Source organism: Alteriqipengyuania sp., assembly GCF_964222115.1.
Classification (GTDB): Bacteria; Pseudomonadota; Alphaproteobacteria; order Sphingomonadales; family Sphingomonadaceae; genus Alteriqipengyuania.
Map to the genome: position 1 here is coordinate 1 of NZ_CAXQBM010000079.1, position 26,018 is coordinate 26,018.

Sequence of the window (26,018 nt, forward strand, 5' to 3'; positions counted from 1 at the left end):
ACCGCGGCGCGGGCCTCGGAGGCGGTCACGATGAGCGTGAGCAGACCCTGAACCAGCTGCTGGTCGAGATGGACGGCTTCGAGTCCAATGACGGCGTCATCATGGTGGCGGCGACCAACCGACCCGACGTTCTCGACCCGGCGCTGCTGCGCCCGGGCCGGTTCGACCGGCAGGTCGTGGTGCCCGTGCCTGATATCGACGGGCGCGAGAAGATCCTTGCGGTGCACATGAAGAAAGTGCCGCTGGCGCCCGACGTCAATGCCCGCACGATTGCGCGCGGGACGCCGGGCTTCTCCGGCGCCGATCTCGCCAACCTCGTCAACGAGGCTGCGCTGCTCGCTGCCCGCCGCAACAAGCGGCTGGTCGCCATGCAGGAATTCGAGGACGCGAAGGACAAGGTCATGATGGGCGCCGAGCGGCGCAGCATGGTGATGACCGACGATGAGAAGAAGATGACCGCCTATCACGAGGCCGGCCACGCGCTGGTTTCTCTGAACGAGCCGGCATCGGACCCTATCCACAAGGCGACGATTATCCCGCGCGGCCGTGCGCTGGGCATGGTCATGCGCCTGCCGGAGCGGGACAATTACTCGTACCACCGGGACAAGATGCACGCGAACCTCGCGGTCGCCATGGGTGGCCGCGTGGCCGAGGAGATCATCTTCGGGCACGACAAGGTCTCGTCCGGTGCGAGCGGCGATATCCAGTCTGCGACCGATCTGGCGCGCAACATGGTCACCAAGTGGGGCATGTCCGACAAGCTGGGCCCGCTGCAGTACGAGGCCAGCCAGGAAGGCTATCTCGGCATGGGGCAGACCCAGCGCACGATGGGCGGTTCGGAAACCAACAAGCTGATCGATGCGGAGATCAAGTCGCTGGTCGAAGGCGGGTTGAAGCGCGCCACCGATGTGCTGACCGATCAGGAGGATAAGCTCCACCTGCTTGCCCAGGCGTTGCTCGAGTACGAGACGCTGACGGGCGATGAGATCGATCAGCTGCTGAAGGACGGCAAGCTCGACCGGCCCGACGAGCCCAGCGGCCCGGCTAAGCCGCGCCCGGTTAGCGGATCGGCGGTGCCCAAGGCGGGCAAGCGGTTCGGCGGAGAAGGCGGCGCGGCCCCGCAGGGTGCTTGAGGGGACGGCCAGAATTGCTGGAGGATGAGTCCAGCCGTTGGCTCAATCCGCGCCTTCCAGGTCCAGCGGTGCGCCGGCGGATATATCCTTGGCTTCCTTTTGGTCATCGCCATCGTCCACGAAGCGCGGCGAAAACTTGTAGCGTTTCGTCTCTATCGCGCCGCTCACCAAGTCACGCATCCGCCCGGGGGTGCAGATCATCTGGTTTTCGATGACATATTGCGTCGAGGTGTAGAACGAGTGGCTTCCGGGCTTGAGATTGCGCACGGTATTCGCGTGCTGGCTCAAGGTATCAATGGTGAGCTTCCTGACGCTTTCGGTATTTTCGGCCGAGAATAGGAAATTCTTCTCGTATACTTTCAGACCCGCTACCGTTGCGGCCGATCCGAAAGCGAGCGCGGATTCGTAGTCCTGTCGGTTCTCGTCGCTCTCGAAATCCGTGATCGACAGGATACCGGTCAGCAAGGCCACAACCGGGGGTACGAGATCGAAAGCAGTGTTGACGGTTGTCTGGGTGCCTGCCTTCTGCGCGAAAAAATCGTTGCAACGTGCATTCACCAGCTGCGATCCTGATTCAAACATCGCTAGCGCGAGATCCGAATTCCGCGGATCTTTCATCGATGCGCACGCCTTCGCGCGGAAGTGTTGCTCAAGACTGATATCGACGCCCTTTTCGGCCCCTTCGCAGCTCGACATTCCGCCAATATTGCCCGCCTGGATCGGTCGAATTGGCCCGTAAAGACTATTGCGGACAGTCCCGCATGCGGACAGGGACGCCAGCAGGGCTATCGAGGCAATGATCCGTGCATATTTCATTTGAACTCCCCCTTTGGATGTGAAGTTTAAGTCCAAGCGAAGTCCTTGGCGATACGAAGGAGCACGTGGGTTTCGAAAACTTCAAAGGGTAGGCGAACCTCTGAATTGCTTGTCTCAATTGTCGGGCTTTGGAAGCTGGGCCTAATTCCGCGGTGGGGAACTGCCGTCGTGGTTAACGATTGTTATGGCGACTTGCCAAAGGGGAAACGTGTCATGAAGCGCCCGAATACTGCTGTCCTGCTGGCTCTTGGTGCCGCATCACTGGGTCTCGCCGCCTGCTCCGAGCAGACGCGTGAAGATGGCCAGGCCTTTGCCGAAGGCGCCGCGGCCGACACCGCCGCCAATGCCGAGGTCGTCGGCGAGAAGCTGGAAGAGGCGACCATTGTCGCGGCTGACAAGGTGAGCGAGGAAACTGCCGAGCTGCGCGACGATATGACGGAGAAGCGTAAAAACGCCCCGCCGAACGACGGCGAGCTCGACGGGACCGACTGACCGCAGCGGCGCTAGAACGCGCCGAGCAGCAGCAGGATCTGCAGGAACAGAACGATCACGATGTTGATCGCGAAGAGCAGTGCCAGCAGCCGCCAGACAGCCGAGAACCGCGACAGGTCGTATGTTCCCTTCAAGTGACGGTAGAGGTGTACCGGCGCGAGCGTCGTGAAGATCGTGAACAGCCAGATCGGGGCCACCCCGATCTTGCCTAGCAGCGACAGAACGATGAACATCAGCGACATGAAGGCCAGCGAGTAGGTCACGAAGATCGCGTGATCGTAGGCTTTGAAACGGCGTTTCCATGCGAACAGCAGCCATACAAAGGGCAGTGAGAGCGGGATCAGCAGCCACGAAAACTTGTAGCTGTTCGATTGCAGCTTGTAGAGCATCAGCTCGGGATGCTTGCGCCACTTCTCGACCACCCCTTTGTCGATCCGGTCGATCCCGGTCAGCGTGATCGACTGGTATGTCAGCCCGCCCTCGGGATTCTCGTAAGAGAAGTCCTCGCCCTTGCCTATCGCAGCGATCGCCACATCGATCCCGGCAATCTTCTCTTCCAGCTCCGCCCGCTCGGCGGTCTGGTCTTCCTCCAGCGCGGATAGCCGCTGCTGGAACACGCTTTTGGCTTCCATGGCCCTTCTCTGGCTGGTGCTCACCGGATTTTCGAAATCGGTCGGGGTGGTAATGCCAACGGCCTGGAACACGGCGAACATCAGGAAGACGCTGAACAGGAACATCGCCATCGGCGATACGAAATCGGCCCGCTGTCCATCGATATAACGGCGGGTGAGGACGCCCGGCCACCAGGCCAGCATGGGCAGGGTCTTCCAAAGCTTGCCATCAAGGTGAAGGACGCCGTGCACCAGATCGTGCCCGACTGCCGAAAGGGTACGGTGGAGATGCGCCTTCTGCCCGCAGACATGGCAATAGTCGCCCGTCAGCTCGGTGCCGCAGTTGAGGCAGGCCCCTTCCTCGAAATGCCCGGTATCATCGATATTCGCTTTGCCCTGCCTGCGCGATATGGCCCGCGCGAACAGGCCGCCTTCGCTCGCCGTGCCGATGGCTTCTGGAAAATCCGTCATTCGTTAAACCCCTTAGGGTTCTTTTAGCAGGCGTGGGAGCGGGGTCGAGGTCCTAGGGCAGGATGCCGAGGTGCAGCAGCATCTCGCGTGCTACGATGAGGCCCACGGTGAGGATCACCAGCACTGGTGCAAGCCGCAGGAGAGTGGCGGCACGATCGATCCGGGCGTGCATGCGCAACAGCCACGCGTTGAGCACCACGATTGCTGTCACCAGCGGGGCGAGCACGAAGGGTGCGCCCACGCCCAGCGCGTAGATGGCCAGCGCCAGTGCGATCAGTCCTGCCGAACCACCCAGCGCCAAAGCGCCATAGGTGAGCGCCCAGCGTGGATGGCGGTGCTCCGCTGCCGGGCATGAAAGGCGCGCGGCGAGCGCTCCGAAAGGCAGCAGCAGCCAGCCGAGCACCCACAGCTTGCCAAGGAATGCGAGCACGCCCGATGCGCCGGCTTCAGCCTCGATCGCTTGCGGGGTGGCATCGGTTTCACGCCGCCAGGCAAGGGTTGCCTGTTCGAGGAAGAAAGCCGCCGACCGGGCGCGTTCGCGCCGCTCGGCCGTGTTCGCCTCGTCCGCGGGGTCTTCGCTATCCGTGACGGTGCCCAGTGCCTGACCGCTTGCCGACAATGCGCCCTCGATCGCGCGGTCCTGCCCGATCCGGCCCCGCGTCTCGCTGGCAATGTCGATCAAAAGCAGCAGGCTCATCCCTGCAACGAACAGGATCAGCGCCCTGATCACGGGGTCGGTTAGCGCGCCGCGCGATACGAAGCTTCGCCACCAGGCCAGGTCGAAGCGTGCGGGAGCGGAAGGCGGGGGTTCGGACATCGGATGAAGGTCATAGCGTGCCCGTGCGCCAAGGCCAGCCTGCGCGTGCGGCGGGGCGCTAACCCTTGGCCAGCTTGCGCTCAATGTCGGTCCACAATGCCTTGAATGCGCGCGCGGCGGGGCTGCGCGGGGCGAAGGCGCCAACCGGAGCAAGATGCGTGGCGCATTGCTCGATCGCGCTGGCCGAGGGGATGACGGGCCATTTTTTCTGGTCGAGTATCGAATCGCGGTGGAGCGTACGGCGGCGATCGACCATCGAGAATACCGGCATGATGGGCGGTGCCTTCTTGCCTTCGGCACTCACTTCCTCGCGCACGATGTCGAGCGCGCGCGCGGACAAGGGCGAAGGGGGGATCGGCACCACGATCAGGTCTGCGGCGCGCACGATCTGGCTCGACAATTCGTTGAGCACCGGCGGGCAATCGAGGATCAGCCGGTCGTAGTCCTTCATCAGGTCGGCAGTCAGCTTCGCGATCCGGTTCTTCTTCCCGATCTCGGCAAGCTGCACGTCGAGAGCGCGGAGCGATTCATCGGCGGGCAGCAGGTCGAGGCGCGGATAATCGGTGTGACGGATCAGCTTGGCCGGATCGATGTCCTTGCTGATCACGCTCGTCGCGCGCTTTTTCTTCTTCGGGTCGACACCCAGCAGGAAGCTTGCCCCGCCGGCCGCGTCGAGATCCCACAACAGAGTGCGTCGGCTGGACTGCATCGCCGCGCACCAGGCCAGGTTGGCTGCGAAGGTCGTCTTCCCGACCCCGCCCTTGACGCTGTAAATCGCAACGACCGCCATGCCTGCCCGTCTCCTCCGCGGCGGAAGAGGCCGGGTTTTTGTTTCAATTCCATTACAGGCAGGCGCGCCGTGGAGAAGAAATGCCGACAATCCTGCACACGAGGCTCAAAATGAAACGGGGCGGCAGCTCCGATGAGCCCCGCCCCGCATCAAGCCGGTGAAGTGGAGGATCAGCCCTCGTAGTCGCCGCCCACCGAAGTCGAACGGGTGGGGGTGGCCGCGGTAACGCGCAGCGCTTCGGCCGACTGGCTGAGCGAGCCGATTTCATCGACCTCGTCATCATCGTCCGGCAGGATCTTCTGCAGGTTGGTGACCATGCTTTCGTGAAGCTCCTTGGGCTTCACGGTCTGCTCGGCGATTTCGCGCAGGGCGACAACCGGGTTCTTGTCCCGGTCGCGTTCCAGCGTGATTTCCGCGCCGCCGGAGATTTCGCGCGCACGTTCGGCGGCAAGCAGGACGAGATCGAACCGGTTGGGAACCTTGTCGACGCAATCTTCAACGGTAACGCGCGCCATAAGCGAGGCACTCCATGCAAGTAGAATTTTGGGATCAGTGACCGGCTATAGCGATTGCCGAGCGAATTTTCAATGCAAATCCATCTGCGCGATGGCGGGTCTAGCTCTGATCGTAGTCCGAGTAGTCGCGATATTCCGGGCTGGTGAACTTCGTGTACTCGCCGTGGAACAGCAGGGGGACGTTGCCGGTCGAACCGTGGCGCTGTTTCGCCACGATCAGCGTGGCCTTGTTCTTCAGTTCCAGCTTTTTCTGGAACCAGGCATCGTATTTCTCGACCACGTCGGGCGCGCTCGATCCATCATTCGCCGCTTCCTCCGGCTTACTCTGTTCGTGATAATATTCGGCGCGGTAGATGAACCACACCATGTCGGCGTCCTGTTCGATCGAGCCCGATTCGCGCAGGTCCGACAGCTGCGGCTTCTTGTCTTCGCGTTGTTCGACCGCACGGCTGAGCTGTGACAGCGCGATCACCGGCACGCCGAGGTCTTTCGCCAGCGTCTTGAGGCCCCGGCTGATTTCCGAAATCTCGTTCACGCGGTTGTCCTTGCTGCGCGAAGAGCCCTGCAGCAGCTGCAGGTAGTCGACCACGACGAGGCCGATATTCTTCTTCCGCTTCAGCCGCCGCGCGCGCATCAGCAGCCCGTCGATTGTGAGCGCAGGCGTATCGTCGATATAAAGCGGCAGGTCGGCGAGGCGCTGGCTTGCCTCCGACAGGCGCTGGAACCCGGCGGCCCCGCCGATATCGCCCGAGCGCAGGTTCTCCGAAGAGATTTCCGCCTGTTCGGAAAGGATACGCGTTGCCAGCTGGTCCGCGCTCATTTCCAGGCTGAAGAAGGCGACCGGCGCACCGCCCGAATCGGGCCCGCCCTCGCGCTGCTGCTGGAGGTAGGCATAGGCGGTGTTGAAGGCGATGTTGGTGACCAGCGATGTCTTACCCATGCCCGGACGCCCGGCGAGAATGATGAGGTCCGAATCGTGCAGGCCCGCGGTTTTCTCGTCGATCGTGGGCAGCCCGGTTGTGCGGCCCGAAAGGCCACGGCCCGAATTCATCGCCCGCTGCGCCTGTTTCAGCGCCTCCTTGGCGGCGGTCCCGAAGGACTTGGCCGCGTTGCCCACATTTGTGCCCTCGGCAATATCGAACAGCGCCTTTTCGGCCACTTCGATCTGCTTGAGCGGCTCGACCGTTTCCGACGTGTCGAGCGCATCGTTCACCAGCGTGCGGCCCACGGTCACCAACTCGCGCAGCAGCGCTAGGTCGTAGATCTGTTCGCACAGCTGCCGGGTGGCGAGCAGGCCGTGCCCGTCCGCGGTGAGCCGCGCGAGGTAGGTGGTGCCGCCCAACTGGGCGAGATGCTCGTTCCCCTCGAAATAGGGCTTCAGCGTCACCGGGCTGGCGGTGGCCCCGCGTTCGAGCATGGTCAGCACGCGTTCCATGATCTGGCGGTGCGCAGGGACGAAAAAATGCTCCGGCCGCAAGGGGTTGGGCAATTCCTCGTAGATCGAATTGTCGATCAGGATCGCGCCCAGGAACGCAGCCTCCGCCTCGACGTTCGAAGGCAGCGCGCGGCCCGCCTCGGCAGAATCGCCGGAGCTTGCGTCGGTTACGGAGGGTGCGAGGAGAAGGCTATCTTCGGACATTCGGCGGACCATGTGCGAGCCTGCGCCGCCTCGCAAGACGTCGCGACCGGGCAATGTCCCTATCCCCCCTGTGAATAATGCGAACAAGGTGAAGAGGCCTTGCCGTGGACGGGGCATTTCTGCGAAGGCAACGGCACTCACATGGCCGACCACCGCATCTCCAAAATCGATCTCGACGATTCGACGATCCTGTGGCGCAATGCCGATGTCGAGCAGGAACGGCGCGTGGCGATCTTCGACCTGATCGAGGAAAACACCTTCAAGCCGGTGCGCGCCGCTGCCAAGGGCGCCGAGGGCCCCTATCATCTCGCCCTGTCTGTGCGCGACGACCGGCTGGCGCTCGATATCGCGGAGGAGCAGGGGCAGGAGCTCGAAACGATCCTGCTGGGCCTTGCCCGGTTCCGCCGCCCGATCCGCGACTATTTCGCTATCTGCGACAGCTATTACCAGGCGATTCGCAAGGCGACCCCGAACGAGATCGAGACGATCGACATGGCGCGGCGCGGCGTCCACAACCGTGCAGCCGAACTGCTGGTCGAACGCCTGGAGGGCAAGGTCGAAACCGATTTCGCCACCGCGCGGCGGCTGTTCACGCTGATCTGCGTGCTGCATATCAGGGGCTGAGGCACGCATGGCAAAACGTACCAGACGCTCCCAGGGGCGCCCGCTGTGGCTCAAGCTGTTGCTCGCGGTGCTGATCATCGCCCCGCTGGGCGCGGCGGCGTGGCTCTATTTCGATACGCGGTCATGGCGACCTGCCGAGAGCGAATTCCCCGAACAGGGGGTGGACCTGTCGGGCATCACCGGCCCGGTCAATTTCGCCGTGCTGAAAGGCGACGGGGCGGACCTGGTCTATCTTCCGGCGACGGCTGGCGATGCAGAGCAGGCGCGCGACTTCACGCGCAACCTTGCCGCTGCGCGCAAGGCGGGCCTGCAGGTTGGTGCGGTGCACCGCTTCGACCCTTGCGTCCCCGCCGATGGGCAGTCGGCCAATTTCGTCACCATCGTCCCGCGCGACGATACGCTGCTGCCGCCTGCCATAGAGCTGAGCGACACGGGCGAGGATTGCCTGGAGCGCGTGACCAGCGGGCAGGTGCGCAGCGAGCTGACGATCCTCGCCAACCAGATCGAATCGCATGCGGGCAGGCCCGCCATCCTCAAGGTAACGCGCGAGTTCGAAGCCGCGCATGGTGTGGCTTCGCGGATCGAGCGCAACCTGTGGCTGGTGCGCACCCGGCTGGAGCCCGATTACGGCGGCCGCCCCTGGCTGCTATGGACAGCCAATGAAAATTATCGGGGGCCGGGCAGCGAAGAACCGCTTGGCTGGGTAGTGGTGAGGCCATGAGCGATACGGAACTGATTGCAGCGGCCCGCGCGGCAGCCGAAAAAGCCTATGCCCCCTATTCGGACTATCCGGTAGGCGCGGCCCTGCGGTTCGAAGACGGCGCGATTGTCACCGGCACGAATATCGAGAATGCGAGCTATGGCCTCTCGCTGTGCGCGGAGACGCTGGCGGTATCGAAGGCGCTGGCCGAAGGGAGACGCGGCGGGCTCCAGACGGTGGCGGTGGTCGGACCAGTAGGTAAGGGCGGCGATGCGCCTATCACTCCGTGCGGGCGCTGCCGCCAGACACTGAACGAGATTGCCCAGCTGGGCGGCACCGATCCGCTGATCCTGTGCGTGGGCGCGAATGACGTGGTCGAGGTGCGGCTCTCTACATTATTGCCGCACAGCTTCGGTCCGGCGCATCTGGACTGAGGCCGTAGAAGGTGGTGCAAATTCGCCGTGCCGTGGCTGCCGATGCGGAGGGCATGGGGCGCGTGCTGCGCGAGATTATCGCGAAGACCGGCCGTGAACGCGCCAGCGATCCCGCCACTCTGATCGCGCGCTATATCGAGCCTCCCAATGGCATCCTGTGCTCGGTTGCGCTCGACAGTGCGGGTGAAGCGATGGGCTTCCAGTCGCTGATCCGGGCTGAGGCGGGCAACCCTTACAACGTGCCGCCCGGCTGGGGCATTATCGGCACCCATATCAGCCCGCGCGCGCACCGGCAGGGAGTCGGCAAGGCGCTGTTTGCGCGCAGCCTCGCCGCCGCAATCGATGCGAATGTGACTCAGATCGATGCCCATATCCCTGCGGATAACGCTGCCGGTCTCGCCTATTACTCGGCGATGGGGTTCACGACCTATCGTGAGCCGGAGGGCGTTGTGCAGAAGGTCTTCGAGGTCACCCCGAAAACACCACCGGGTAGCGGCAGCTAACCCTCCTCGCTCTCCAGCCATTCGAGTAGCGCGCCTAGGCAATCGCGGGCGAGCAGCTTGCACCGCGCCGGGCTCCATCCCTGCACTACGTCGGGATAGTCGGAATTGTCCTTGAAAGGCATTTCCAGCGTCATCGCCGTGGCCGCATAACGTTCTGCCACCTGATTGGTGCTGACCGTCATGTTGGCCTTGCCCGGCCCGGCCTTGGGATAGCCCTTTACGGTCTGGAAATCGGGGCAGCGCCGATCGAGGATGCGCTGGTAGCGATAGAACCGCTCGCCATGCTCGTCGCTCCAGCTCGGGATGCCTTCGTACCCAGCAAGGAAATTGGCATCGATTGCCTCGTCGCCGTGCACATCCATCGCGAAATGGACGCCGGTTTCGTCCATCGCGTTACGGATCGCGAGCACTTCGGGAGACCGTTCCGCGCTCGGACTTTCCCATTCGCGGTTGAGATTGACGCCCTTGGCATTGGTGCGCAGGTGGCCGCGTGCGCTGCCATCGGGGTTGCAGTTGGGCACCACGTGGAAGCGACACTTCTGCCGCAGCGCGCGGCCCAGCGTGTCGGCCGGATCGCATAACACTTCCAGCGCGCCTTCCATCCACCATTCGGCCATGCTTTCGCCCGGATGCTGGCGGCCATAGAGCCATACCTGCGTCTCGCCTTCGCCCATGGCGAGGCAATCGAGCGGCTGCCCGTCAAGCGTCTCGCCCAGCCTGCGGTGCTCCACGCCTTCGCTGCTGGCGCATTCGGCGATCAGGTCGTGATGCCGGTCGATCGAGAAGGGCGCGAAATAGGCGAACCACACCAGGTCGCTTGCGGGGGTATAGCGAATGGTGAGCGTGCCGCCTTCCTCGTCCTTGTCGAAGGTGGAGGGTGCACGGCCCCAGAAATCGCGGTCTTCCGACACGCAGGCATTATAATCGGGCCAGCCCGCCGGGTAGGCGCTGTCGTTCAGGCCGACGATCTTGAGCACCAGCTCACGACCGCCGCAATTAGCGACGCGGAAATGGAACCACTGCTTGAATTCACTTTCGTTGTCCGGCTTCAGGCGCAGCATCGCGCTGGCCTGGTGCACGGTCATCACGTCGATACTGCCGCTGTCGAACCGGCTGTCGATGATGATGTTGCTCAAGGATTGACCTCCACTTCGATCGTTTCGCCATTATTCCCGGGGAAGCCGCGGAACATCGCATCGGCCAGCGCGTCTGCCGCACCCTCTGCGGTTGCGAGGGGGGATTTGGCAGGCGCATCCAGCCGGGCGCGCCCTTCCCACAAGACGGCACCACTTGTCACGTCGCGGATCGATACGGACATGCGGGTGATGACGCGCTCGTCAGGCCCGCCGCCCAGGTTCAGGCCGACGCCGACGCCGAGCCCGCTGCCATAGCGCCCGGTCGATCCGCCCGCGCCCACGCTGACCGGGCCACGCCGGTCGCCGGCGGTCATCTGCGTGCGTTCGACGCTGACACTGGCGAGCTGCTGTGCGACGGCGCGGGAGTTTTCGATATAGCCGTAGGCGCCCAGCTCGCGCGCGACCGCCGCCTTGAAAGGCGTGAGGGCGAGGCCCTGCTCGGGCGATCCGGGCGCGGTTTCCACCATCAGGCGCGCATCGCCCAGCTGCCCTACCGCTTCCGACGCCACGAACCGCGTGACCTCGACCGGACCGGCGGGCCGGGTGGTGGTGCAGGCACAAAGCGCCAGCGGGATGGCGACAAGGGAAAAAGCGGAGAGTGCCTTCATGGCTGGGCCTTTCTGCGGCTCGGGTATCTGCATGGAGTCCCGGGACAAGACTGCATGTGCCTGGGGCAACGCATGGAAGGGCCGAATAGTGCCATGTCGACCGATTTCCGTCACGCCGTTTCACTTGACTTTTCGCCCGCGCGCAATAGATGGCATCACCAATGACGACGGCATCGGATGGCTGGTCCTTCCGGTGCCGCTTTGTTTTTACGACAGATCCGTATTTCTCAGGGTAAAGCCATGAAGATTCGCAACAGCCTCAAGTCGCTCAAGAACCGTCACCGCGACAACCGCGTGATTCGCCGTCGCGGGCGGACCTATGTGATCAACAAGACCAACAAGCGGATGAAGGCGCGCCAGGGCTGATCGCCCGGTGAAGCCGGACTTCACTTAGCAACCTGATCGGGAAGCGCCGGGCACGGGCCCGGCGTTCCTTTTCGCGCGTCTTTGCAATGCGCATGAAAAAACCCTCCGAGCCGCGAAGGCCGGAGGGTTTTTTCATTGGCCGGTCCCCCGCGGGGGAGGGAGACCGGCGGATACGAAGATTACGCTTCGGTGCGGCAGGCTGCCAGCGCTTCTGCATCGAGCTCGCTGCCATCGTAGGAGAACGAGGCGACAGTACCGAATTCACGGCCCAGGCGTTCGCAAACATGCACGGGGCGCGAACGGGCCTTGGTGCCGACGCACACGGTGCCCGAGCAGATGAAGGTGCCGCCGCGAATCACTTCGGTGCGCTTCTCGACCGGCTGTTCCAGCGTGGCGCGGTAATAGGCGCTCGACTGTGCCTGTGCAGGGGCGGGGGTGACTGCGGCGCCGAAAGTCAACGCGGTGGTCAGCATGGCGACACCGGCGATGGCGGCCTGGCGGAGGGGGTGCTGGAAGAGGGTCATTTGTCGAAGCTCCTTGCAACGGACTGGGTGACGAACATTTTCGAACAACCTTCGCCGCAAATCGGCGGGACAAGTTTAGGTTGCGAATCACTACCTATCCGGGTAAGTAGCAAGTTGCAACTAGAAACTTAGTTTCAGTTTTGTGACCCTACGGAATTGGGGTAAGCTGCCGACCTGGAGAGGCATTTTATGGGTACAGACGTTCGCGAGCCGCTGAAGGAACTGAGTGCCTGCGGGCTTCCGGCAGCGCTGGAAGTGATGGGCGAGCGCTGGAGCTTCATGATCCTGCGCGCCAGTTTCAACGGCATCCACCATTTCGAGGAATTCCTCAGCGAACTCGGCATCGCCCGAAACATCCTCTCCAACCGGCTCAGCCGCCTTGTCGAGCACGGCATCCTCGACCGTGTGCAGGACGAACAGGATCGCCGACGCGTCGAATATTGCCTCACCGAAAAGGGTTACGACCTGCTGCCCGCGATGGTCTCGCTCCGGCACTGGGGGATCAAATACGGGATGGATGCGGTCGGGATGGACCCGGTGATCGTCGACGAACGCGATCGCATGCCGATCGGCCCGGTCGCGATGCTGGCGCATGACGGGCGCATCCTGGGCCCGGCCGACCTCAACATGGTCGCGCGTAAGGACCTGCCTGCCGCCGGTCGGGATCGGCGCGAAGGCGCACTCGCCAATGCGGCGCTGGCCATGGAAGAACCGCGCGAAGCGGCGGAGTAGCATATACGAGCGCGCCGGACCTGCCCGTATCGCGCGCGGAGTGCAGCCAGCCTCAACCGGGCCAGTAGCCGCCAATCCGGCATTTCGGGATTGCTTCGTCGCGGGTGTTGACGAGCAGTGTCTGCAAGCCTTCGAGGCCGTTCGGCGCAGCCGGCACATACCCCGCCAGTGCAGAATCGATCCCCTTGATCGCTTGGCACGCCCGTGCGCTCATCACCCCGTCGATCTTTGCGTACCCGGCCGCCACCGTCATCATCGAGAGGCCCTTCGCGATGGCGAGCGTGCTACGCTGCGCGGGGGTCGGCGATTGTGCCGTGCGTGCGAAGGCCACCGTCTTGTCGTACTCGGCCCGGCACCGTGCGATGGTCGTTTCCGAATAGTCGCCCCCCACCACGGCCTTGTTGCAATTATAAGCCGCCAGGATCCGCGCATCATACGGGTCCGAAGGCACCAGGTTGCGGGCAGATGCGGGCACTGCAAGCGCCGCAGCCGCCGCAAGGAAAGCGGAGATGGCGCAGGCGGGTCTGGTGAATACCGGCGTTTTCATGGCGATCCTTCCTAGCAATATTTATTGACGGGGTTGCCCATGCAAAGCGCCCTTTCGTAGCGCCGCCAGTTCTCGATCTCGCGCGGCTTGCTGCCGAACGGGGTGATCGGTTGGCGAACCCGGCCGGGCGAGGTGTAACCTGCATTATAGGCCTGCGAGCGCCATGTGGAGCCCCGCTGCGTGGCAATCTGCGCGCGCATTCGTGCCTCGTCGGCGGCCTGCTGCTGCCGGTTGAGATAGTCCACCCGCTTCTTCAGCCGCGCAGCATCGGGGCAGCTTGCCTGCAATCCCTCCCGGCACGCGATCTTGTGGTACTTCCATGCGCGGCGATAGCCCCAGTTGGCCTCCAGCGCCTGAGCCCATACGCGGCAGGCGCTGCCGGACTCGTACCTTTCGCACAGGGTTTCCGACAGGTCGTAGGTGATCGCGTTGTAAAAGCCCTTCTCGTTCTTGAAGAAGGCAAGCGCTTCGTAGCAGGTGTTGGGCGATGCGCCCTGCATACACATGTCCGCCATCACGATCGCCCGCTTGGTGGGATCAGTGGTCTCGAAATCCTCCCACGGGCGGCACAGGTCGTACATGCCAAAATAGCAGGATATCCGCGCGAACATGTGCGAGATTGGATGCTCATCCCCTTCGAGGCTGGTGTTCCTGAAGCGGCGATAGCCGATCTCGCACCGGTCCATGTCACCCGCCATGCAGGCCTTCATCCAAGTGGTGGCGACATCGCGGTCGGTCCGTTCGAACAGCTGCGCGGCCAGCTCCACCGCGCGGTCGCATGCCGCGCGGTTACTCGCGCTGCAAGAATCGCGGCTGGCCAGCCATTCGGCGGTCGCGCCGCCTGGTTCATCCTGCGCGAGCACCGGTCCCGCCAGCGCGAGCGTGAACAACCCGATGATCAGCGAGGCCAGCCGCGCCAGCATCAGCTGTTCTCGGTCTCGCAAGCGTCCAGTGCGGCCCACACCGCGCCCGTGCCCGTCCATGTGAAGGGGCCGTAGCTGTTGCTATCCATCTCGACCGAGAAGGAACTGGCGCCTTTCAGCGCGGCATAGGTTGCGTCGGAGGCTTCGCCCGGTCCCCAGCCGCCCCACGCGGATTCGCGGAAACCGCCGACATCGTATCCGCCCGAGCGCGAGGGCGCGCTGCTGCCGGTATCGAACGCCACCGTGACGGGGAAGTTCTCGTTCGGGTCTTCGTTGCGAAACTTCGCGATGAACGGGCCATAGAGCGAGACGCTGAGGTTCCCGTCGCGCAGGCGGCGGGAGAATTCGGCGCGGATCTGTTCGCCATCGCTATCCTTGCCGAACACGCTGATGCGGCACACGCCGCTGCCATATTCGGCGGCCATCCCGTTCGCGTCTGGCTTGGGGCCGTCGACGAGGATGACGCTTTGCAGCGACAGGATTGGAGAAATGGCAAGCCCGATGGCGACCGCGATGCTCATGCGAAGAAACTCCCGATTGATCTGGAGTACGCAGCGTAGCGGGCGGGGCGCCCCCCACCAGTTACAAACCCTGTCAGGGTTTGGGGACGGGGATGTTCGTGGAGTCAGCGCGCCATTCTAATCCAGCATGGCGCTAATCCGGGTCAATATTTCTGCCTTATATTTGTAGATATCGACCGGTCGCTCAACCGGTTTCAGTTCCTCGTTCTTCTCGGCATCAAAGGTGCCGAGATACTTAGTAGTCGGCGAATTGAACCTCATGCGAGCGATGGGCTTCCGATTATTATCGTCAAGCAGCACCGCGCAGTAGGATTGGGAGTCCCGGATAACGATCCGTGCCGGATCGACCACTTCTGATCCGATTGAGCGGATGATGTTAAATCCTTCGATCTCGTCCTCGGTCGTCTCGATTTCGGAAGTGCTCGCCAATTCGGGGTCGATGTCTTCCTTCATAGCGGAAGACCATTTGGCATCGAGCCGATTGCGAATGATCGTGTTGAACGCATTAGGAATGTGCCGAGCAATGGCTGATTTTACGCCTGCGGTGAGCCGACGGTCAGTAACCTTCGATGCGATCAGTCGAACCATCTCGTCAGATGGTTCGGCTAATTCCCTTTTCAGGACATTTGCGACCTCACCTTCCATTTGCATGCTCGCCGCAGCTTCGGCAGCTGCTTCCAAATCGAACTCGCTTTTCTGGAAGCGCGAGAGGCCACGAACGTCGTCCTTTTTCAGGTTGAGGATATCAACTTCGAGGAAGGGCGAGTTGTCCATCCGGTTGGCAGAATCGAGGTCGGAGTAGAATTTGTAGATCACGCCGTTCGTCAGGATTGCGAACTTTGCATCGGACGCGCTGAAATAGCGGCAAAGCTGCGAAGCGTGTTTGAGAGACAGCTCTGCGCGCGACGACTTGCACTCGATTAAGATGGCGACATTCCCGCCCACCTTAAGCGCATAGTCGACCTTCTCGCCTTTCTTTCCGCCGAAGTCGCAGGTGAACTCTGGGACGACCTCCGATGGATTCGATAAATCGTAACCGAGCGCCTGAATCAACGGATTGACCAAAGCAAACTTGGCTGCTTCCTCGGTTTCCAAAACTTCAGAATGCTTACGCGCTTTGTCGCCAAGCGCTTCTAGTCGAGCCTCAAGTTCCACCATTCCCCCCTCACATTTGTGAAGAGATATGAATTCAACAAGCTGCATTACGCAAGGTAAATTGAGCCCAAGGGGATTTACTTAGTGCCGAGTTCTGCAGCTTGAAGACAGGGTTAGCGCTGTCCTACACGCTCCCACCGCGCTAACCCGGACGCGCTCTTTCACACCGTCGATCCGCACCCGGAAATCTCGGCCAATCCGCATCTTCAGGGCCCGGAGGTTTTTGAGCCTAAGACACTGTGTCAGGTGTGTCAGGCATCCTGCGCAGGGCCGATACTCCCGCGCGCAATGGCGGCTCGCATCACTCCGCGATTCGCAGCACCTCGCCCTCTCGCTGCGCCTCGATCTCTTCGGCGGAGAAGGGCAGGCGATGCCAGGCCTTGGCCGAATAGGCGCGGGTCTGGTCGCCATAATGCGGCGATGCAGGGTCCGTCGATTGCGAATAGCTCAGGATCGCGTCGGCCACCGGCCCATCCTCGTCGAAGCCGACAATCTGGATATAGCTCGTCCCGTGTACCGGCATGATCCCGCCCGGCACAGGCTGCGACATCTGCATGTTGAGGATGCCCGCCGTGCCCGGGCCACCATGAATTGCGATCCGGTCCTCGCCGCGCGGTGCGAACTGGACACCGCCCCATGGCGCATCGAGGGCAATGCCCGCCGCTTCGATCTCGTTCGCCGCCTCGACCAGCGCGGCCAGCAGTGCCTCGCCGCGCGCGCCCTCAATGGCCAGGTCGCGGGGCGTGTGCACCGGATCGGCCGCGTCGAAGGGCACGGTCCACAGCTTGGGATCGCTCCGCACTTTCTCCCAGAAGGTGGCGAACAGGTATGCGCCGCGGCTGTCTACCTCGAAGCGGCGATCCCACCCGTCGAGCACGCCGCAGGCCGCGCGGGCCTCGGGTGCGCTGTCGCAGATCGAGAGCAGCGGATCGACCGCCATCTCGGCGGCTAGGCTGCGGTTGGAAAAGGCGAGCGCCTGCGCGCGGTCGCGGGTCATCGGGCCGATCGCCAGCACCGCGGCGCTTTCTTGGAAATTCGCGCGTGTGCGCAGCGATACCGGCTTACCGTAATCACCCAGCACGGGCGAAAGCTCGGCATGCGGTGCGCTCGCATTGCTCAGCCAGTAGCTGTCGTTGCTGTTGGTCACCGAATCGCGCCGCTGCTGGATCGCCTGATCGCTCGCGGGCATCAGGCCGGGCACCGGGGTGCCTTGGGCAATGGTCCAGTCGCATTCGGTACGCGATCCGTCGAGCAGGGTCATCTGAGATGCCACGAAAGCGGAGAACGGCGTGGCACATGCGGCGATCTTGTCGGCCGGGACATTGGGCACCGCTGTGACATCGGCATGCATCGCATCGCCATTGCGATCGGCGACGATCGTGTTGACCCATGGAATGCCGAGCGTCTGGCTGACCGCTTCGCGCACCTGCGCAACATTCTGTGCCTGCGCTATCCTCACCCACGTCCCCAGCGCGCGCTGGTTGGCCCCGTTTGCATCGCGCATGGTGAAGGCCGTTTCACCGGTCCATGCAAGGCCAGCCTGCGGCATCGCAATCACCGGGCCGTAGCGGGTGAAATGGACCGTCCGCACAACCGGTGCCTCGCCCTCAGGCATGGGCACGCTGATGTCGCGCGCGGTCATCTCCAGGCTCTCGCCGTCGACCATGTAGCGGGTCGGATCGGCGCTATCGAGCGTGAGCTGATAGACCGTGAAGTGGCGCGCCGCGGTGACGGTGTGGGTCCACGCGATATCGCGGTTGAAGCCCAGCGTCGGCAGCGGGCCACCCGCCAGCGTCGATCCCATGACATCGAGCGTGCCGGGGATCGTGGCATGGACCTGCCAGAAGCGGTTGGGCCCGAACCACGGGAAGTGCGGATTGCCGATCAGCAGCCCTTTCCCGTCGGCCGTGACCTCGCCCCCGAAAGCCCAGCCATTGCTGCCGATGCCCATATCCTCGCGGGCGGGGATGCCCATCGATACCGCAGGCGCTTCTACCTCGGGAGGGGCGGCGTTGGCGATGGCGGGCAGGAAGGGCAATGCACTGGCGAGCAGCATCTGCTTTTCGGTCAGCCGCAGCATATCGTCGATCGTGATCGGCCGAACCCACGGCTTGCCGCGGCATTCGGCAGGCACGCCCTGCGGCCCGATATCGCGGAGGTAGCGATTATATCCGGCGACATATCCGGCGGCGAGAAGGTTGGCCTCTTTCCCTTGCGCATCGGCGCCCGCGCGCAGGCGCGGCAGGTCTATCATCGCGCGCATGAAGACATCGGAACTCAGGTTGTCGACCGGTTGCCGCCCGTTCTGGACACTGGCTTCGGCCCCGAAATACTTCGAACGCTCGCCCGCGACGGTGACGAATTCCTCGGCCAGCAGGCACAGGTTATCCTGCGCGTAGGCATAGGCAACGCCGTACCCGATGCCTTCCCAGCTCTCCGAAGTGACATGCGGGATGCCATAGGTGGTGCGCACGATGGTCGCGTCGTAATCGTCCTGCGCCAACGCGCCGGTGCCCGTAAGCGCCGCGAGAATCAGCGCTGCCCTGCCGATGATCCGCATAGTGTCTCCCTCCCGATTTTTGCCGGAGGCTATGGGGCGGGTGGTGGCTTGGCAACCGGAATTGCAACCCGTGTGGGCGCGGCTGGCCGGTCAGGCGCGCGGCGCCTGCCGCCGGTAGCTGAGCGCTTCGGCCACGTGCACGCGGCCCACCTGCTCGGCGCCCGCGAGATCGGCTACTGTCCGCGCCACCCTCAGCATCCGCACATAGCTGCGCGCCGACAGCCGCATAGCCTCCGCTGCCTGCATCAGCAGCGTGCGACCCGCCTCGTCAGGCGTCGCAAACCTTTCCAGCATGTCGCCGTCCAGTTCGGCATTGGTGCGTACGCCCGCTTCTTCGCCCCTCGCACCTTGCACTTCGCGCGCGGCAGCGACCCGTGCGCCAACCTCGGCGCTCCCCTCGGCAGGCGGGGGCAGCGCCAAGTCGCTCGCGCTGACCGGCTCGACCTCCACATGCAGGTCGATCCGGTCGAGCATCGGGCCGCTGACCTTGCTCTGGTAGTCGGCAGCGCACTTGGGTGCGCGGCTGCAGGCGAGCGAGGGGTCGCCCAGGTGGCCGCAGCGGCACGGGTTCATCGCCGCGATCAGCTGCACCCGTGCGGGGAAGCTGACATGCGCATTGGCCCGCGCGACGTCGACCTTGCCCGTCTCCAGCGGCTGGCGCAGCGAATCGAGCACCGGGCGCTGGAACTCGGGCAACTCGTCGAGGAACAGCACGCCCAGATGCGCAAGGGAGACCTCTCCGGGCCGCACCTTCAGCCCGCCGCCGGTCAGAGCCGCCATGCTGGCCGAATGGTGCGGTGCGCGGAAAGGCCGCGCGCGGCTGATCCGCCCGCCTTCGAGCAGCCCTGCGATGGACTGCACCATGCTCACCTCCAGCGCTTCCGCCGGGGTGAGGGGAGGGAGGATGCCGGGCAGGCACGCGGCGAGCAGGCTCTTGCCCGCACCCGGCGGCCCGCTCATCAGCAGGTTGTGGCCGCCTGCCGCCGCGATTTCGAGCGCGCGCTTGGCGGTCTCCTGTCCCTTCACTTGCTTGAGATCGGGGCCGGGTGCGCTCTCCTCCACGTCGCCCAGCTGCGGTGCGGCCAGTTGCTGCGTGCCCTTGAGGTGGTTCAGCAGGCTGACGAGGTCGGGTGCGGCCAGCACCGGGATGCCGCTCGCCCAGCGGGCCTCTGCCCCCTGCGCGGCAGGGCAGATCAGCCCGCATTCCGCCTCGCTCGCGTGCATCGCGGCCAGCAGCACGCCGGGCGATCCGACCACCCGGCCATCGAGCGCGAGTTCGCCCACCGCGACGAAGTCCGCCAGCTGCTCGCGGTCCGCCACGCCCATCGCGGCGAGCAGCGCCAGCGCGATCGGGAGGTCGTAATGCGATCCTTCCTTGGGCAAGTCAGCGGGGGAAAGGTTGACCGTGATCCGCTTGGGCGGCAGCGCGAGACCCATGCTGGCCAGCGCGGCCTGCACGCGCTCACGGCTTTCGGCGACCGCCTTGTCCGGCAGGCCGACGACGCTGAAGCGCGGCAGGCCCGAGGCGAGCTGGCACTGCACCTCCACGCTGCGCGCTTCCAGCCCGAGATAGGCGACCGTGCGGATCGTCGCGACCACAAGCAGGCCCTCCCCCGGCCCATCACATGCGGCAAGGTCTTGCCGGTTCGCCCGGTGCTTGTCGAGCCCGGAGGATTTCGCAGGTTTATCTGCCCTTGCCGAAGGTTACCGCGCCGGAAACCAATCTCGAACGCGAGATGGTAAGGGGATGGCGGCAAAAGGTTGCCGGTGCGCAGATCAACCCTTCTCCTCTCCGCACTGTTGGTGGTCCTCGGCCTGGCGTCCTCCCCCGCGCTGGCCGAGGATTGGGTGATTCGGGTCACCGAGACCGAGGAATGGATCGACGAGAGCGATCCGCGCTTCTTCGAGGACGATCCCACCGGCGAGTATCTCCATGCCGAGGATCTGGGCTTCGCCCCCTTGCAGGCCGATACGCCCAGTGCGGGCCGTGCGATCACGTCTTTCCGTGCGAGCATGCCGACGGCGGTGGCGGCCTATGGGCCGTTCCGCGTGGTCGACCCGACCCGCGCGGTGCTGATCGGGACGACGAATGCGGCGACGCCGGGCCAGTTCGCGGCCCTTCTGCGTGCCTATCCGCGGCTCAGGACGCTCGATCTGGTGGAGGCACCGGGCACGGAGAACGACCGTGCGAACCTGATTGTCGGGCGCATGATCCGTGAAGCCGGGCTGACCACGCGGGTGCCGCGCGGCGGATCGGTGCGTTCCGGCGCGGTCGAGCTGTTTCTTGCCGGAGCGCAGCGCGAGGTGGAGGACGGCGCGCAGTTCGCGGTCCATTCATGGCGCGACAATCGCGGGCGCGAGGCGAAGGATTTTGCCGAGGGCGCGCCGGAGCACCAGTACTACCTCGAATTCTACCGCGAAATGGGTATGAGCGAGGCTGGCGCGAAAGACTTTTACGCGATGACCAATGCGGCGCCGCATGCGCGTGCGTGCTGGCTCGATGCGGACGACATGCGCGGGTGGCTTGCGCGGACCTTGCCCAAGGCTGCGAACGACAATGATACCGGCATATCGCCGCGTATCGCATACCTTGACGTGACCGCCACGAGACCGTAATGGCGCGCGCTTGAAGTTCCGGCGTCACTGCCGGAGGGAATTTTGGCCGATTCGCGTGACGTCGCGCCTCGGTCGATCCAGCATTCGAGGATATCATGAAGCGGACTTTCCAGCCCAGCAATCTCGTTCGCGCTCGTCGCCACGGGTTCTTTGCACGCAAGGCGACCACCGGCGGTCGCAAGGTTCTTGCCGCACGCCGCAAGCGTGGCCGCAAGAAGCTTTGCGCGTAATTTTCTCTCGCGGCGTGCGGCGCTGACGCGCCGCGCCTGTCGAGTGGGCGGCCCAAGGGCCGACGGTCGATCGACCTTGCGGGCTCCCATTCGGGAGCCCGTTCGCGTATCCTGAACCCATGCAAAAGCCGGTAACCGCCAGCAACGCGATGACTGCGCGCAGCGACTTCCTCGCCGCGAATCGCGGGCTGCGGGTGCCGATGCCGGGTTTCGTATTGCTGGTGCATCCCAATTCCGGGCGCGGTGTGCGCTATGGCATCACCGTGACCAAGAAGGTGGGCAATGCGGTGGTGCGCAATCGCATGAAGCGGCGTTTTCGCGAATTGTTGTGGGCGCATCTTCCCGACGCGGGCCTGCCCGATCACGATCATGTCCTGATTGGGCGCGATGGCGGGATAGAGCGGGATTTCTCCAGGCTTTCCGAAGAGTTGGCACAGGCACTTGGCCGTGCGGCGCAAGGCAAGGGGCAGCGGGGGCGCCCACCCCGCAGGAGGCGCAGGTCATGAAGCCGGTCAGGCGGGCGATGATCGTGCTGATCCGCGGCTGGCAGCTGGGCCCGAGTGCGATTCTGCCGCCAAGCTGCCGGTTCCAGCCCAGCTGTTCGCAATACGCCATAGAGGCGATCGACAAGTATGGGCCAATCAAGGGTGGATGGCTGGCCTTCAAGCGTATAATGCGCTGCCATCCGTGGGGCGGCTGCGGCCATGATCCGGTGCCATAGGCCCGTTTTCAGAGCCTTATCATTGTATCGCCATTAGATTTTCTAGCAGGACTGCAGTTTCTTGGACAACCAGCGCAATCTCATCTTCGCCGTGGTGCTGTGCGGCATCATGATCCTCGGCTACGAAGCCGCGATCAGCTATTTCTACCCGGCTCCGCCGGAAACCGAGCAGGTGGAGCGCGCGACCACGCCCGAGCAGCGCCGCGCGGCTGAAATCGCCGAGGAAGCCGGTGAAGCCCCCAATGTCGAACAGCAGGCAGTCAACCTAGAAGAGGCGCTGGCGGCACCGCAGCGCGTGCGGATCGACGCACCGCGTGTCGAAGGTTCGATCAACCTGGTGGGTGCGCGGATCGACGATATCGAGCTGAAGGATCACCGCGCCACCGTCGACAAGGATAGCGGCCCGGTGCAGCTGTTCGCGCCAGCCGGCACACCGATCCAGTATTTCGCGCAATTCGGTTTTGTCGGGAATGGCACGCAGGTGCCAGATTCGAAAACGGTCTGGCAGGCGAGCGGCGACACGCTCTCGCCCGGTTCGCCGGTCGATTTGCGGTGGGACAATGCCGATGGGCAGCGGTTCCGCATCCGCCTTTCGATCGACGACAATTACATGATCACTGCCGAACAGACCGTCGCCAATACCGGAGACGGCCCGGTGGTGGTTTCTCCCTTCGCGACGATCACCCGCACCAACACCACGGCAAGCCCCAGCACATGGATCTCTCACTCCGGGCCGATTGGATCGTTCGACGGTTCGGTCGACTATGGGCCGGATTACGACGATCTGGTGGACGACAAGGTGGCTTCGGGCGGTGCCAACCCCGCGTGGCTGGGTTTCACCGACGTCTACTGGCTGGGTGCGCTGGTCCCGCAGGGCGGCGCGGCAGCGGACACCGGCTTCCGCTCGCTCGGCAATGACCTGTTCCGTGCAGACCTGATCTACGATCCGTCCACCCTGCGCCCAGGCCGCCAGATCAGCCGCACGTCGCAGCTGTTCGCGGGCGCCAAGGAAAGCCAGGTCCTCGACCTGTATCAGGATGCAGGCATCGCGCAGTTCGGCCTTGCGATCGACTGGGGCTGGTTCCGGTGGTTCGAAAAGCCGATCCTGTGGCTGCTGCGCACGCTGTTCGGCCTGGTCGGCAATTTCGGCGTCGCGATCATCCTGCTCACCTGCATCGTGCGCGGCCTGATGTTCCCGATCGCGCAGCGCGGCTTTGCCAGCATGGCGAGCATGAAGGCGATCCAGCCGGACATGAAAAAGCTGCAGGAGAAGTACAAGGACGACAAGGTCCAGCAGCAGCAGGAAATGCAGAAGCTGTTCAAGGAGAAGGGCGTCAATCCGGTTGCCGGGTGCCTGCCCATGCTGCTGCAGATCCCGGTCTTCTTCGCGCTCTACAAGGTGCTGATCCTTGCGATCGAAATGCGTCACCAGCCCTTCGCGCTGTGGATCACCGATCTTTCCGCGCCCGATCCGGCACACATCCTCAACCTGTTCGGCATGCTGCCCTACGAAGTGCCGGGCTTCCTTGCGCTGGGCCCGCTCGCCCTGCTGCTCGGCTTCACCATGTGGTTGACCTTCAAGCTCAACCCGAGTGCGATGGACCCGATGCAGCAGCAGATCTTCAACATCATGCCGTGGGTGCTGATGTTCGTGATGGCGCCGTTTGCCGCCGGACTGCTGCTGTACTGGAACACGTCCAACCTGCTCACGCTGGCGCAGCAGAAGTACCTCTACTCCAAGCATCCGCAGCTCAAGGCAGCGGCGGAGAAGGAAAAGGCGGAGAAGGCCAAGGCCGAAAGTTCGAAGGCGTGAGCGCGAACGCCCACGGCCCGCAGACGCCGGAAGAGGTCGCCGCCGCGCGCCTCGTTTCCGGCCGGGTCGAATTCCTGCTGAGTGCGCCGCAGCTCAAGTTCCTGCCGGATCCGACCGTGCCCGAGATTTCGCTCGCGGGCCGGTCCAATGTGGGCAAGAGCTCGCTGCTGAACGCGCTGACGATGCGCAAGGGTATCGCGCGTGCCTCGGTCACGCCTGGGCGCACGCAGGAGCTCAACATCTTCGAAGTGGGCGAGCCGACGCAGTTCCGGCTGGTCGACATGCCGGGCTACGGCTTTGCCAAGGCCCCCAAAGCTGTCGTCGAGAAATGGCAGGGGCTGGTGCGCACCTACCTGCGCGGGCGACCCGTGCTGGCGCGTGCACTGGTGCTGGTCGACAGCCGGCACGGGCTGAAGGATAGCGACCGGGCGATGATGAAGATGCTGGACGAGGCGGCGGTGGGTTATCGCATCGTCCTGACCAAGAGCGACAAGATCAAGGCCAGCGCGCTGGCGGAAACGCACGAGAAAGTCGCGGCGGAGGCGAAGAAGCATCCGGCGGCTTTTCCGGAAATCCACCTGACCAGTGCCGAAAAGGGACAGGGCATCGCCGCGTTGCGCGCAGCCGTGGTCGCCGACGCGCTCACGCCCTAACCTCTCTCGCGCCCTCGCGCTCGACAGCGTGGGGCAGGCGCTTTAGGCGCATGGCCTTAAGACAGGAAGGCGCGGCCCGGCACGACATGAAACTGATCATCGGCAACAAGAACTATTCCAGCTGGTCGCTGCGCGGCTGGCTTGCGTGCAAGCAGTCGGGCCTGTCTTTCGAGGAAATCCTGGTGCCGCTGTTCGGCGAGGACTGGGACGCGTTGAAGAAGGGCGAAGGCGACCTGACGCCGTCATCGGGCAAGGTCCCGATCCTGTGGGACACCAATAAGGATGGCGAAGCCGTGGTGTGGGATTCGCTCGCCATCCTCGAATACCTCGCCGACAAGGTTGGGCGCGACCGGTTCTGGCCCAAGGACGAGAGTGCACGGGCGATGGCGCGTGCGATGGTTGCCGAAATGCACTCTTCCTACATGTCGCTGCGCCGCGAATGCCCGATGAACATCCGCGTGCGGCACGAGAACGTGAAGATTTCCGAAGCCACTCGTCAGGATGTCGTACGTATCCTCGGCCTGTGGGCAGAGGCCCGCGCGCGCTTTGGCAGCGGCGGACCGTTCCTGTTCGGCACCTTCGGCGCGGCGGATATCTTCTACGCGCCCGTGGTCAGCCGTTTCATCACTTATGGCTTTGGCGTGCCTGGCTTCGCGGAAAGCTACATGCAGGCCGTATGGACGCACGACTGGCTGCAGCAGTGGATCAACGCCGCCGAAGACGAGCAGTGGGTGATCGAGCAGTACGAGAGCGTGCCTGCCGCGTAATTGGCTGCGGTTCGCTACCGCGAACTGGCCCTTTCCACCCCGCCTCCCACCCGGCCACCATATGATGGTTGTACCCTTGGTGACCGGGTGGGGAGGCGGGGTGGGAGGTCTGACCTCAAACGATCAGGGCGTGCGCTTCGCCGGATAGCGCGACCCGTCCTTGTGCGCATAGCCATCGGCATCGAACACCATGTCGATATCGGGATATTCGCCCGAATCGTCGGCCTTCGATCCCGCGCTGATCGCCACGAATACGCAGTCGGCATCGCTGCGGTTCTGCAGGTGGTGGCCATTCTCCTGCCCCGCGGCCCATGCAAGCACGTCTCCCGCGCGCACCACGCTTTCCCCCTCGTCCTCGACAAGCACCGCCTCGCCCGACAGCATCACGACGAGTTCGTCTTCCTCGCGATGCCAATGGCGCTGGCTCGACCACGCACCGGGTTTCAGCACCACATGGCTCGCCCCCATGCGGGTGAGACCGGAGACAGGCGCGAGGCGGCGATACCAGCGCCCTTCCACTTCGGCATCGAACGGTGCGGGATAGCCGGTCGCGTTGGTCCGGGGGATCGCATCGAGATCGAGCTTGGGCATTGGCGAACAC

Annotated in this window: 31 protein-coding genes; 15 read left to right on the forward strand and 16 right to left on the reverse strand. The window is 63.9% G+C overall.

Going from position 1 to position 26,018, the window contains the following annotated elements; genetic code table 11:
* Positions 1 to 1,133 (forward strand): ATP-dependent metallopeptidase FtsH/Yme1/Tma family protein (locus tag ACEQXE_RS12315; protein WP_370179692.1); only part of this gene is annotated, 1,133 nt, incomplete at its 5' end.
* Between the two features lie 42 nt (positions 1,134 to 1,175).
* Here ACEQXE_RS12315 and ACEQXE_RS12320 read toward each other — a convergent pair.
* A complete protein-coding gene (locus tag ACEQXE_RS12320) occupies positions 1,176 to 1,985 on the reverse strand; it encodes a hypothetical protein (protein WP_370179694.1) in 810 nt (269 codons plus the stop codon).
* 177 nt (positions 1,986 to 2,162) lie between these two features.
* On the opposite strand from ACEQXE_RS12320, the gene ACEQXE_RS12325 reads away from it, so the two are divergent.
* Positions 2,163 to 2,441: a hypothetical protein gene (locus ACEQXE_RS12325; RefSeq protein ID WP_370179695.1), complete on the forward strand. Its 279-nt coding sequence runs from the start codon at positions 2,163 to 2,165 to the stop codon at positions 2,439 to 2,441.
* An 11-nt stretch (positions 2,442 to 2,452) separates the two neighbouring features.
* Here the strand turns inward: ACEQXE_RS12325 and ACEQXE_RS12330 are convergent, their stop codons facing one another.
* From ACEQXE_RS12330 to ACEQXE_RS12350, 5 genes are all read right to left on the reverse strand, one after another.
* Positions 2,453 to 3,523 carry a DUF3667 domain-containing protein gene (locus ACEQXE_RS12330; protein WP_370179697.1) on the reverse strand — a complete coding sequence of 357 codons (1,071 nt, stop codon included), beginning with the start codon at positions 3,521 to 3,523 and terminating at the stop codon, positions 2,453 to 2,455.
* 52 nt (positions 3,524 to 3,575) lie between these two features.
* The gene (locus ACEQXE_RS12335; RefSeq protein WP_370179698.1) at positions 3,576 to 4,340 is read right to left on the reverse strand and encodes a hypothetical protein; all 765 of its coding nucleotides are present in this window, start codon (positions 4,338 to 4,340) and stop codon (positions 3,576 to 3,578) included.
* Positions 4,341 to 4,398: 58 nt separating this feature from the next.
* On the reverse strand, positions 4,399 to 5,130 hold the full coding sequence (locus ACEQXE_RS12340; RefSeq protein WP_370179699.1) for a ParA family protein: 732 nt from the start codon (positions 5,128 to 5,130) through the stop codon (positions 4,399 to 4,401).
* A gap of 170 nt (positions 5,131 to 5,300) precedes the next feature.
* On the reverse strand, positions 5,301 to 5,645 hold the full coding sequence (gene rpoZ / locus ACEQXE_RS12345; protein WP_370179700.1) for a DNA-directed RNA polymerase subunit omega: 345 nt from the start codon (positions 5,643 to 5,645) through the stop codon (positions 5,301 to 5,303).
* Positions 5,646 to 5,745: 100 nt separating this feature from the next.
* The gene (locus tag ACEQXE_RS12350) at positions 5,746 to 7,284 is read right to left on the reverse strand and encodes a replicative DNA helicase (RefSeq protein ID WP_370179702.1); all 1,539 of its coding nucleotides are present in this window, start codon (positions 7,282 to 7,284) and stop codon (positions 5,746 to 5,748) included.
* A 141-nt stretch (positions 7,285 to 7,425) separates the two neighbouring features.
* On the opposite strand from ACEQXE_RS12350, the gene ACEQXE_RS12355 reads away from it, so the two are divergent.
* Genes ACEQXE_RS12355 through ACEQXE_RS12370 form a run of 4 tightly spaced genes read left to right on the forward strand, consistent with a single transcriptional unit; the run spans position 7,426 to position 9,545 of the window.
* A complete protein-coding gene (locus tag ACEQXE_RS12355) occupies positions 7,426 to 7,908 on the forward strand; it encodes a UPF0262 family protein (RefSeq protein ID WP_370179704.1) in 483 nt (160 codons plus the stop codon).
* Positions 7,909 to 7,915: 7 nt separating this feature from the next.
* Entirely contained in the window at positions 7,916 to 8,629 is a 714-nt protein-coding gene (locus ACEQXE_RS12360) for a glycoside hydrolase family 25 protein (protein WP_370179705.1), read from the forward strand.
* Positions 8,626 to 9,042, forward strand: coding sequence for a cytidine deaminase (locus ACEQXE_RS12365; protein WP_370179707.1), 417 nt, complete (start codon positions 8,626 to 8,628; stop codon positions 9,040 to 9,042). Before ACEQXE_RS12360 ends, ACEQXE_RS12365 begins: the two co-directional genes overlap by 4 nt.
* Positions 9,043 to 9,056: 14 nt before the next feature.
* Positions 9,057 to 9,545, forward strand: coding sequence for an N-acetyltransferase family protein (locus ACEQXE_RS12370; RefSeq protein ID WP_370179708.1), 489 nt, complete (start codon positions 9,057 to 9,059; stop codon positions 9,543 to 9,545).
* On the opposite strand, the gene ACEQXE_RS12375 is transcribed toward ACEQXE_RS12370, so the two are convergent.
* Together ACEQXE_RS12375 and ACEQXE_RS12380 are read right to left on the reverse strand one after the other, a co-directional pair.
* On the reverse strand, positions 9,542 to 10,681 hold the full coding sequence (locus ACEQXE_RS12375; protein WP_370179710.1) for a M14-type cytosolic carboxypeptidase: 1,140 nt from the start codon (positions 10,679 to 10,681) through the stop codon (positions 9,542 to 9,544). The genes ACEQXE_RS12370 and ACEQXE_RS12375 overlap by 4 nt on opposite strands.
* Positions 10,678 to 11,289, reverse strand: coding sequence for a hypothetical protein (locus tag ACEQXE_RS12380; RefSeq protein ID WP_370179712.1), 612 nt, complete (start codon positions 11,287 to 11,289; stop codon positions 10,678 to 10,680). Before ACEQXE_RS12380 ends, ACEQXE_RS12375 begins: the two co-directional genes overlap by 4 nt.
* A gap of 240 nt (positions 11,290 to 11,529) precedes the next feature.
* Here ACEQXE_RS12380 and ykgO point away from each other — a divergent pair, with 240 nt between their 5' ends.
* Entirely contained in the window at positions 11,530 to 11,655 is a 126-nt protein-coding gene (ykgO, locus tag ACEQXE_RS12385) for a type B 50S ribosomal protein L36 (protein ID WP_010235965.1), read from the forward strand.
* A 179-nt stretch (positions 11,656 to 11,834) separates the two neighbouring features.
* Here ykgO and ACEQXE_RS12390 read toward each other — a convergent pair whose 3' ends face one another.
* Positions 11,835 to 12,179 (reverse strand): hypothetical protein, encoded by a 345-nt coding sequence (locus ACEQXE_RS12390; RefSeq protein ID WP_370179713.1) that lies wholly within the window; start codon positions 12,177 to 12,179, stop codon positions 11,835 to 11,837.
* Positions 12,180 to 12,368: 189 nt separating this feature from the next.
* Here ACEQXE_RS12390 and ACEQXE_RS12395 point away from each other — a divergent pair, with 189 nt between their 5' ends.
* On the forward strand, positions 12,369 to 12,911 hold the full coding sequence (locus ACEQXE_RS12395) for a winged helix-turn-helix transcriptional regulator (RefSeq protein ID WP_370179715.1): 543 nt from the start codon (positions 12,369 to 12,371) through the stop codon (positions 12,909 to 12,911).
* A gap of 52 nt (positions 12,912 to 12,963) precedes the next feature.
* Here the strand turns inward: ACEQXE_RS12395 and ACEQXE_RS12400 are convergent, their stop codons facing one another.
* The 6 genes from ACEQXE_RS12400 to ACEQXE_RS12425 all read right to left on the reverse strand — a co-directional run bounded on the left by ACEQXE_RS12400 (position 12,964) and on the right by ACEQXE_RS12425 (position 20,216).
* Positions 12,964 to 13,458 carry a hypothetical protein gene (locus ACEQXE_RS12400; RefSeq protein ID WP_370179716.1) on the reverse strand — a complete coding sequence of 165 codons (495 nt, stop codon included), beginning with the start codon at positions 13,456 to 13,458 and terminating at the stop codon, positions 12,964 to 12,966.
* Positions 13,459 to 13,469: 11 nt separating this feature from the next.
* Positions 13,470 to 14,402, reverse strand: a complete 933-nt coding sequence (locus tag ACEQXE_RS12405) for a hypothetical protein (protein ID WP_370182867.1) — start codon at positions 14,400 to 14,402, stop codon at positions 13,470 to 13,472.
* The gene (locus tag ACEQXE_RS12410; protein WP_370179719.1) at positions 14,381 to 14,902 is read right to left on the reverse strand and encodes a hypothetical protein; all 522 of its coding nucleotides are present in this window, start codon (positions 14,900 to 14,902) and stop codon (positions 14,381 to 14,383) included. The genes ACEQXE_RS12405 and ACEQXE_RS12410 overlap by 22 nt, the downstream gene beginning before the upstream one ends.
* A gap of 117 nt (positions 14,903 to 15,019) precedes the next feature.
* The gene (locus ACEQXE_RS12415) at positions 15,020 to 16,060 is read right to left on the reverse strand and encodes a type I restriction endonuclease (RefSeq protein ID WP_370179721.1); all 1,041 of its coding nucleotides are present in this window, start codon (positions 16,058 to 16,060) and stop codon (positions 15,020 to 15,022) included.
* A 298-nt stretch (positions 16,061 to 16,358) separates the two neighbouring features.
* Positions 16,359 to 18,617, reverse strand: coding sequence for a penicillin acylase family protein (locus tag ACEQXE_RS12420; RefSeq protein ID WP_370179724.1), 2,259 nt, complete (start codon positions 18,615 to 18,617; stop codon positions 16,359 to 16,361).
* Between the two features lie 90 nt (positions 18,618 to 18,707).
* Positions 18,708 to 20,216 carry a YifB family Mg chelatase-like AAA ATPase gene (locus tag ACEQXE_RS12425; RefSeq protein WP_370179726.1) on the reverse strand — a complete coding sequence of 503 codons (1,509 nt, stop codon included), beginning with the start codon at positions 20,214 to 20,216 and terminating at the stop codon, positions 18,708 to 18,710.
* A 168-nt stretch (positions 20,217 to 20,384) separates the two neighbouring features.
* On the opposite strand from ACEQXE_RS12425, the gene ACEQXE_RS12430 reads away from it, so the two are divergent.
* The 7 genes from ACEQXE_RS12430 (at position 20,385) to ACEQXE_RS12460 (ending at position 25,417) form a co-directional block, all read left to right on the forward strand.
* Positions 20,385 to 21,233 (forward strand): alpha/beta hydrolase, encoded by an 849-nt coding sequence (locus ACEQXE_RS12430; protein WP_370179727.1) that lies wholly within the window; start codon positions 20,385 to 20,387, stop codon positions 21,231 to 21,233.
* Positions 21,234 to 21,328: 95 nt separating this feature from the next.
* Positions 21,329 to 21,463, forward strand: a complete 135-nt coding sequence (gene rpmH / locus ACEQXE_RS12435) for a 50S ribosomal protein L34 (protein ID WP_010235936.1) — start codon at positions 21,329 to 21,331, stop codon at positions 21,461 to 21,463.
* A gap of 119 nt (positions 21,464 to 21,582) precedes the next feature.
* Positions 21,583 to 21,969: a ribonuclease P protein component gene (gene rnpA, locus ACEQXE_RS12440; RefSeq protein ID WP_370179729.1), complete on the forward strand. Its 387-nt coding sequence runs from the start codon at positions 21,583 to 21,585 to the stop codon at positions 21,967 to 21,969.
* Positions 21,966 to 22,184, forward strand: a complete 219-nt coding sequence (yidD, locus tag ACEQXE_RS12445; RefSeq protein WP_370179731.1) for a membrane protein insertion efficiency factor YidD — start codon at positions 21,966 to 21,968, stop codon at positions 22,182 to 22,184. The genes rnpA and yidD overlap by 4 nt, the downstream gene beginning before the upstream one ends.
* A gap of 61 nt (positions 22,185 to 22,245) precedes the next feature.
* Positions 22,246 to 23,997 (forward strand): membrane protein insertase YidC, encoded by a 1,752-nt coding sequence (yidC, locus tag ACEQXE_RS12450; RefSeq protein WP_370179733.1) that lies wholly within the window; start codon positions 22,246 to 22,248, stop codon positions 23,995 to 23,997.
* Positions 23,994 to 24,650: a ribosome biogenesis GTP-binding protein YihA/YsxC gene (yihA, locus tag ACEQXE_RS12455; protein WP_370179735.1), complete on the forward strand. Its 657-nt coding sequence runs from the start codon at positions 23,994 to 23,996 to the stop codon at positions 24,648 to 24,650. Before yidC ends, yihA begins: the two co-directional genes overlap by 4 nt.
* A gap of 86 nt (positions 24,651 to 24,736) precedes the next feature.
* A complete protein-coding gene (locus ACEQXE_RS12460; protein ID WP_370179737.1) occupies positions 24,737 to 25,417 on the forward strand; it encodes a glutathione S-transferase family protein in 681 nt (226 codons plus the stop codon).
* Between the two features lie 123 nt (positions 25,418 to 25,540).
* On the opposite strand, the gene ACEQXE_RS12465 is transcribed toward ACEQXE_RS12460, so the two are convergent.
* Entirely contained in the window at positions 25,541 to 26,008 is a 468-nt protein-coding gene (locus ACEQXE_RS12465; RefSeq protein ID WP_370179739.1) for a cupin domain-containing protein, read from the reverse strand.
* Positions 26,009 to 26,018 lie beyond the last annotated feature (10 nt).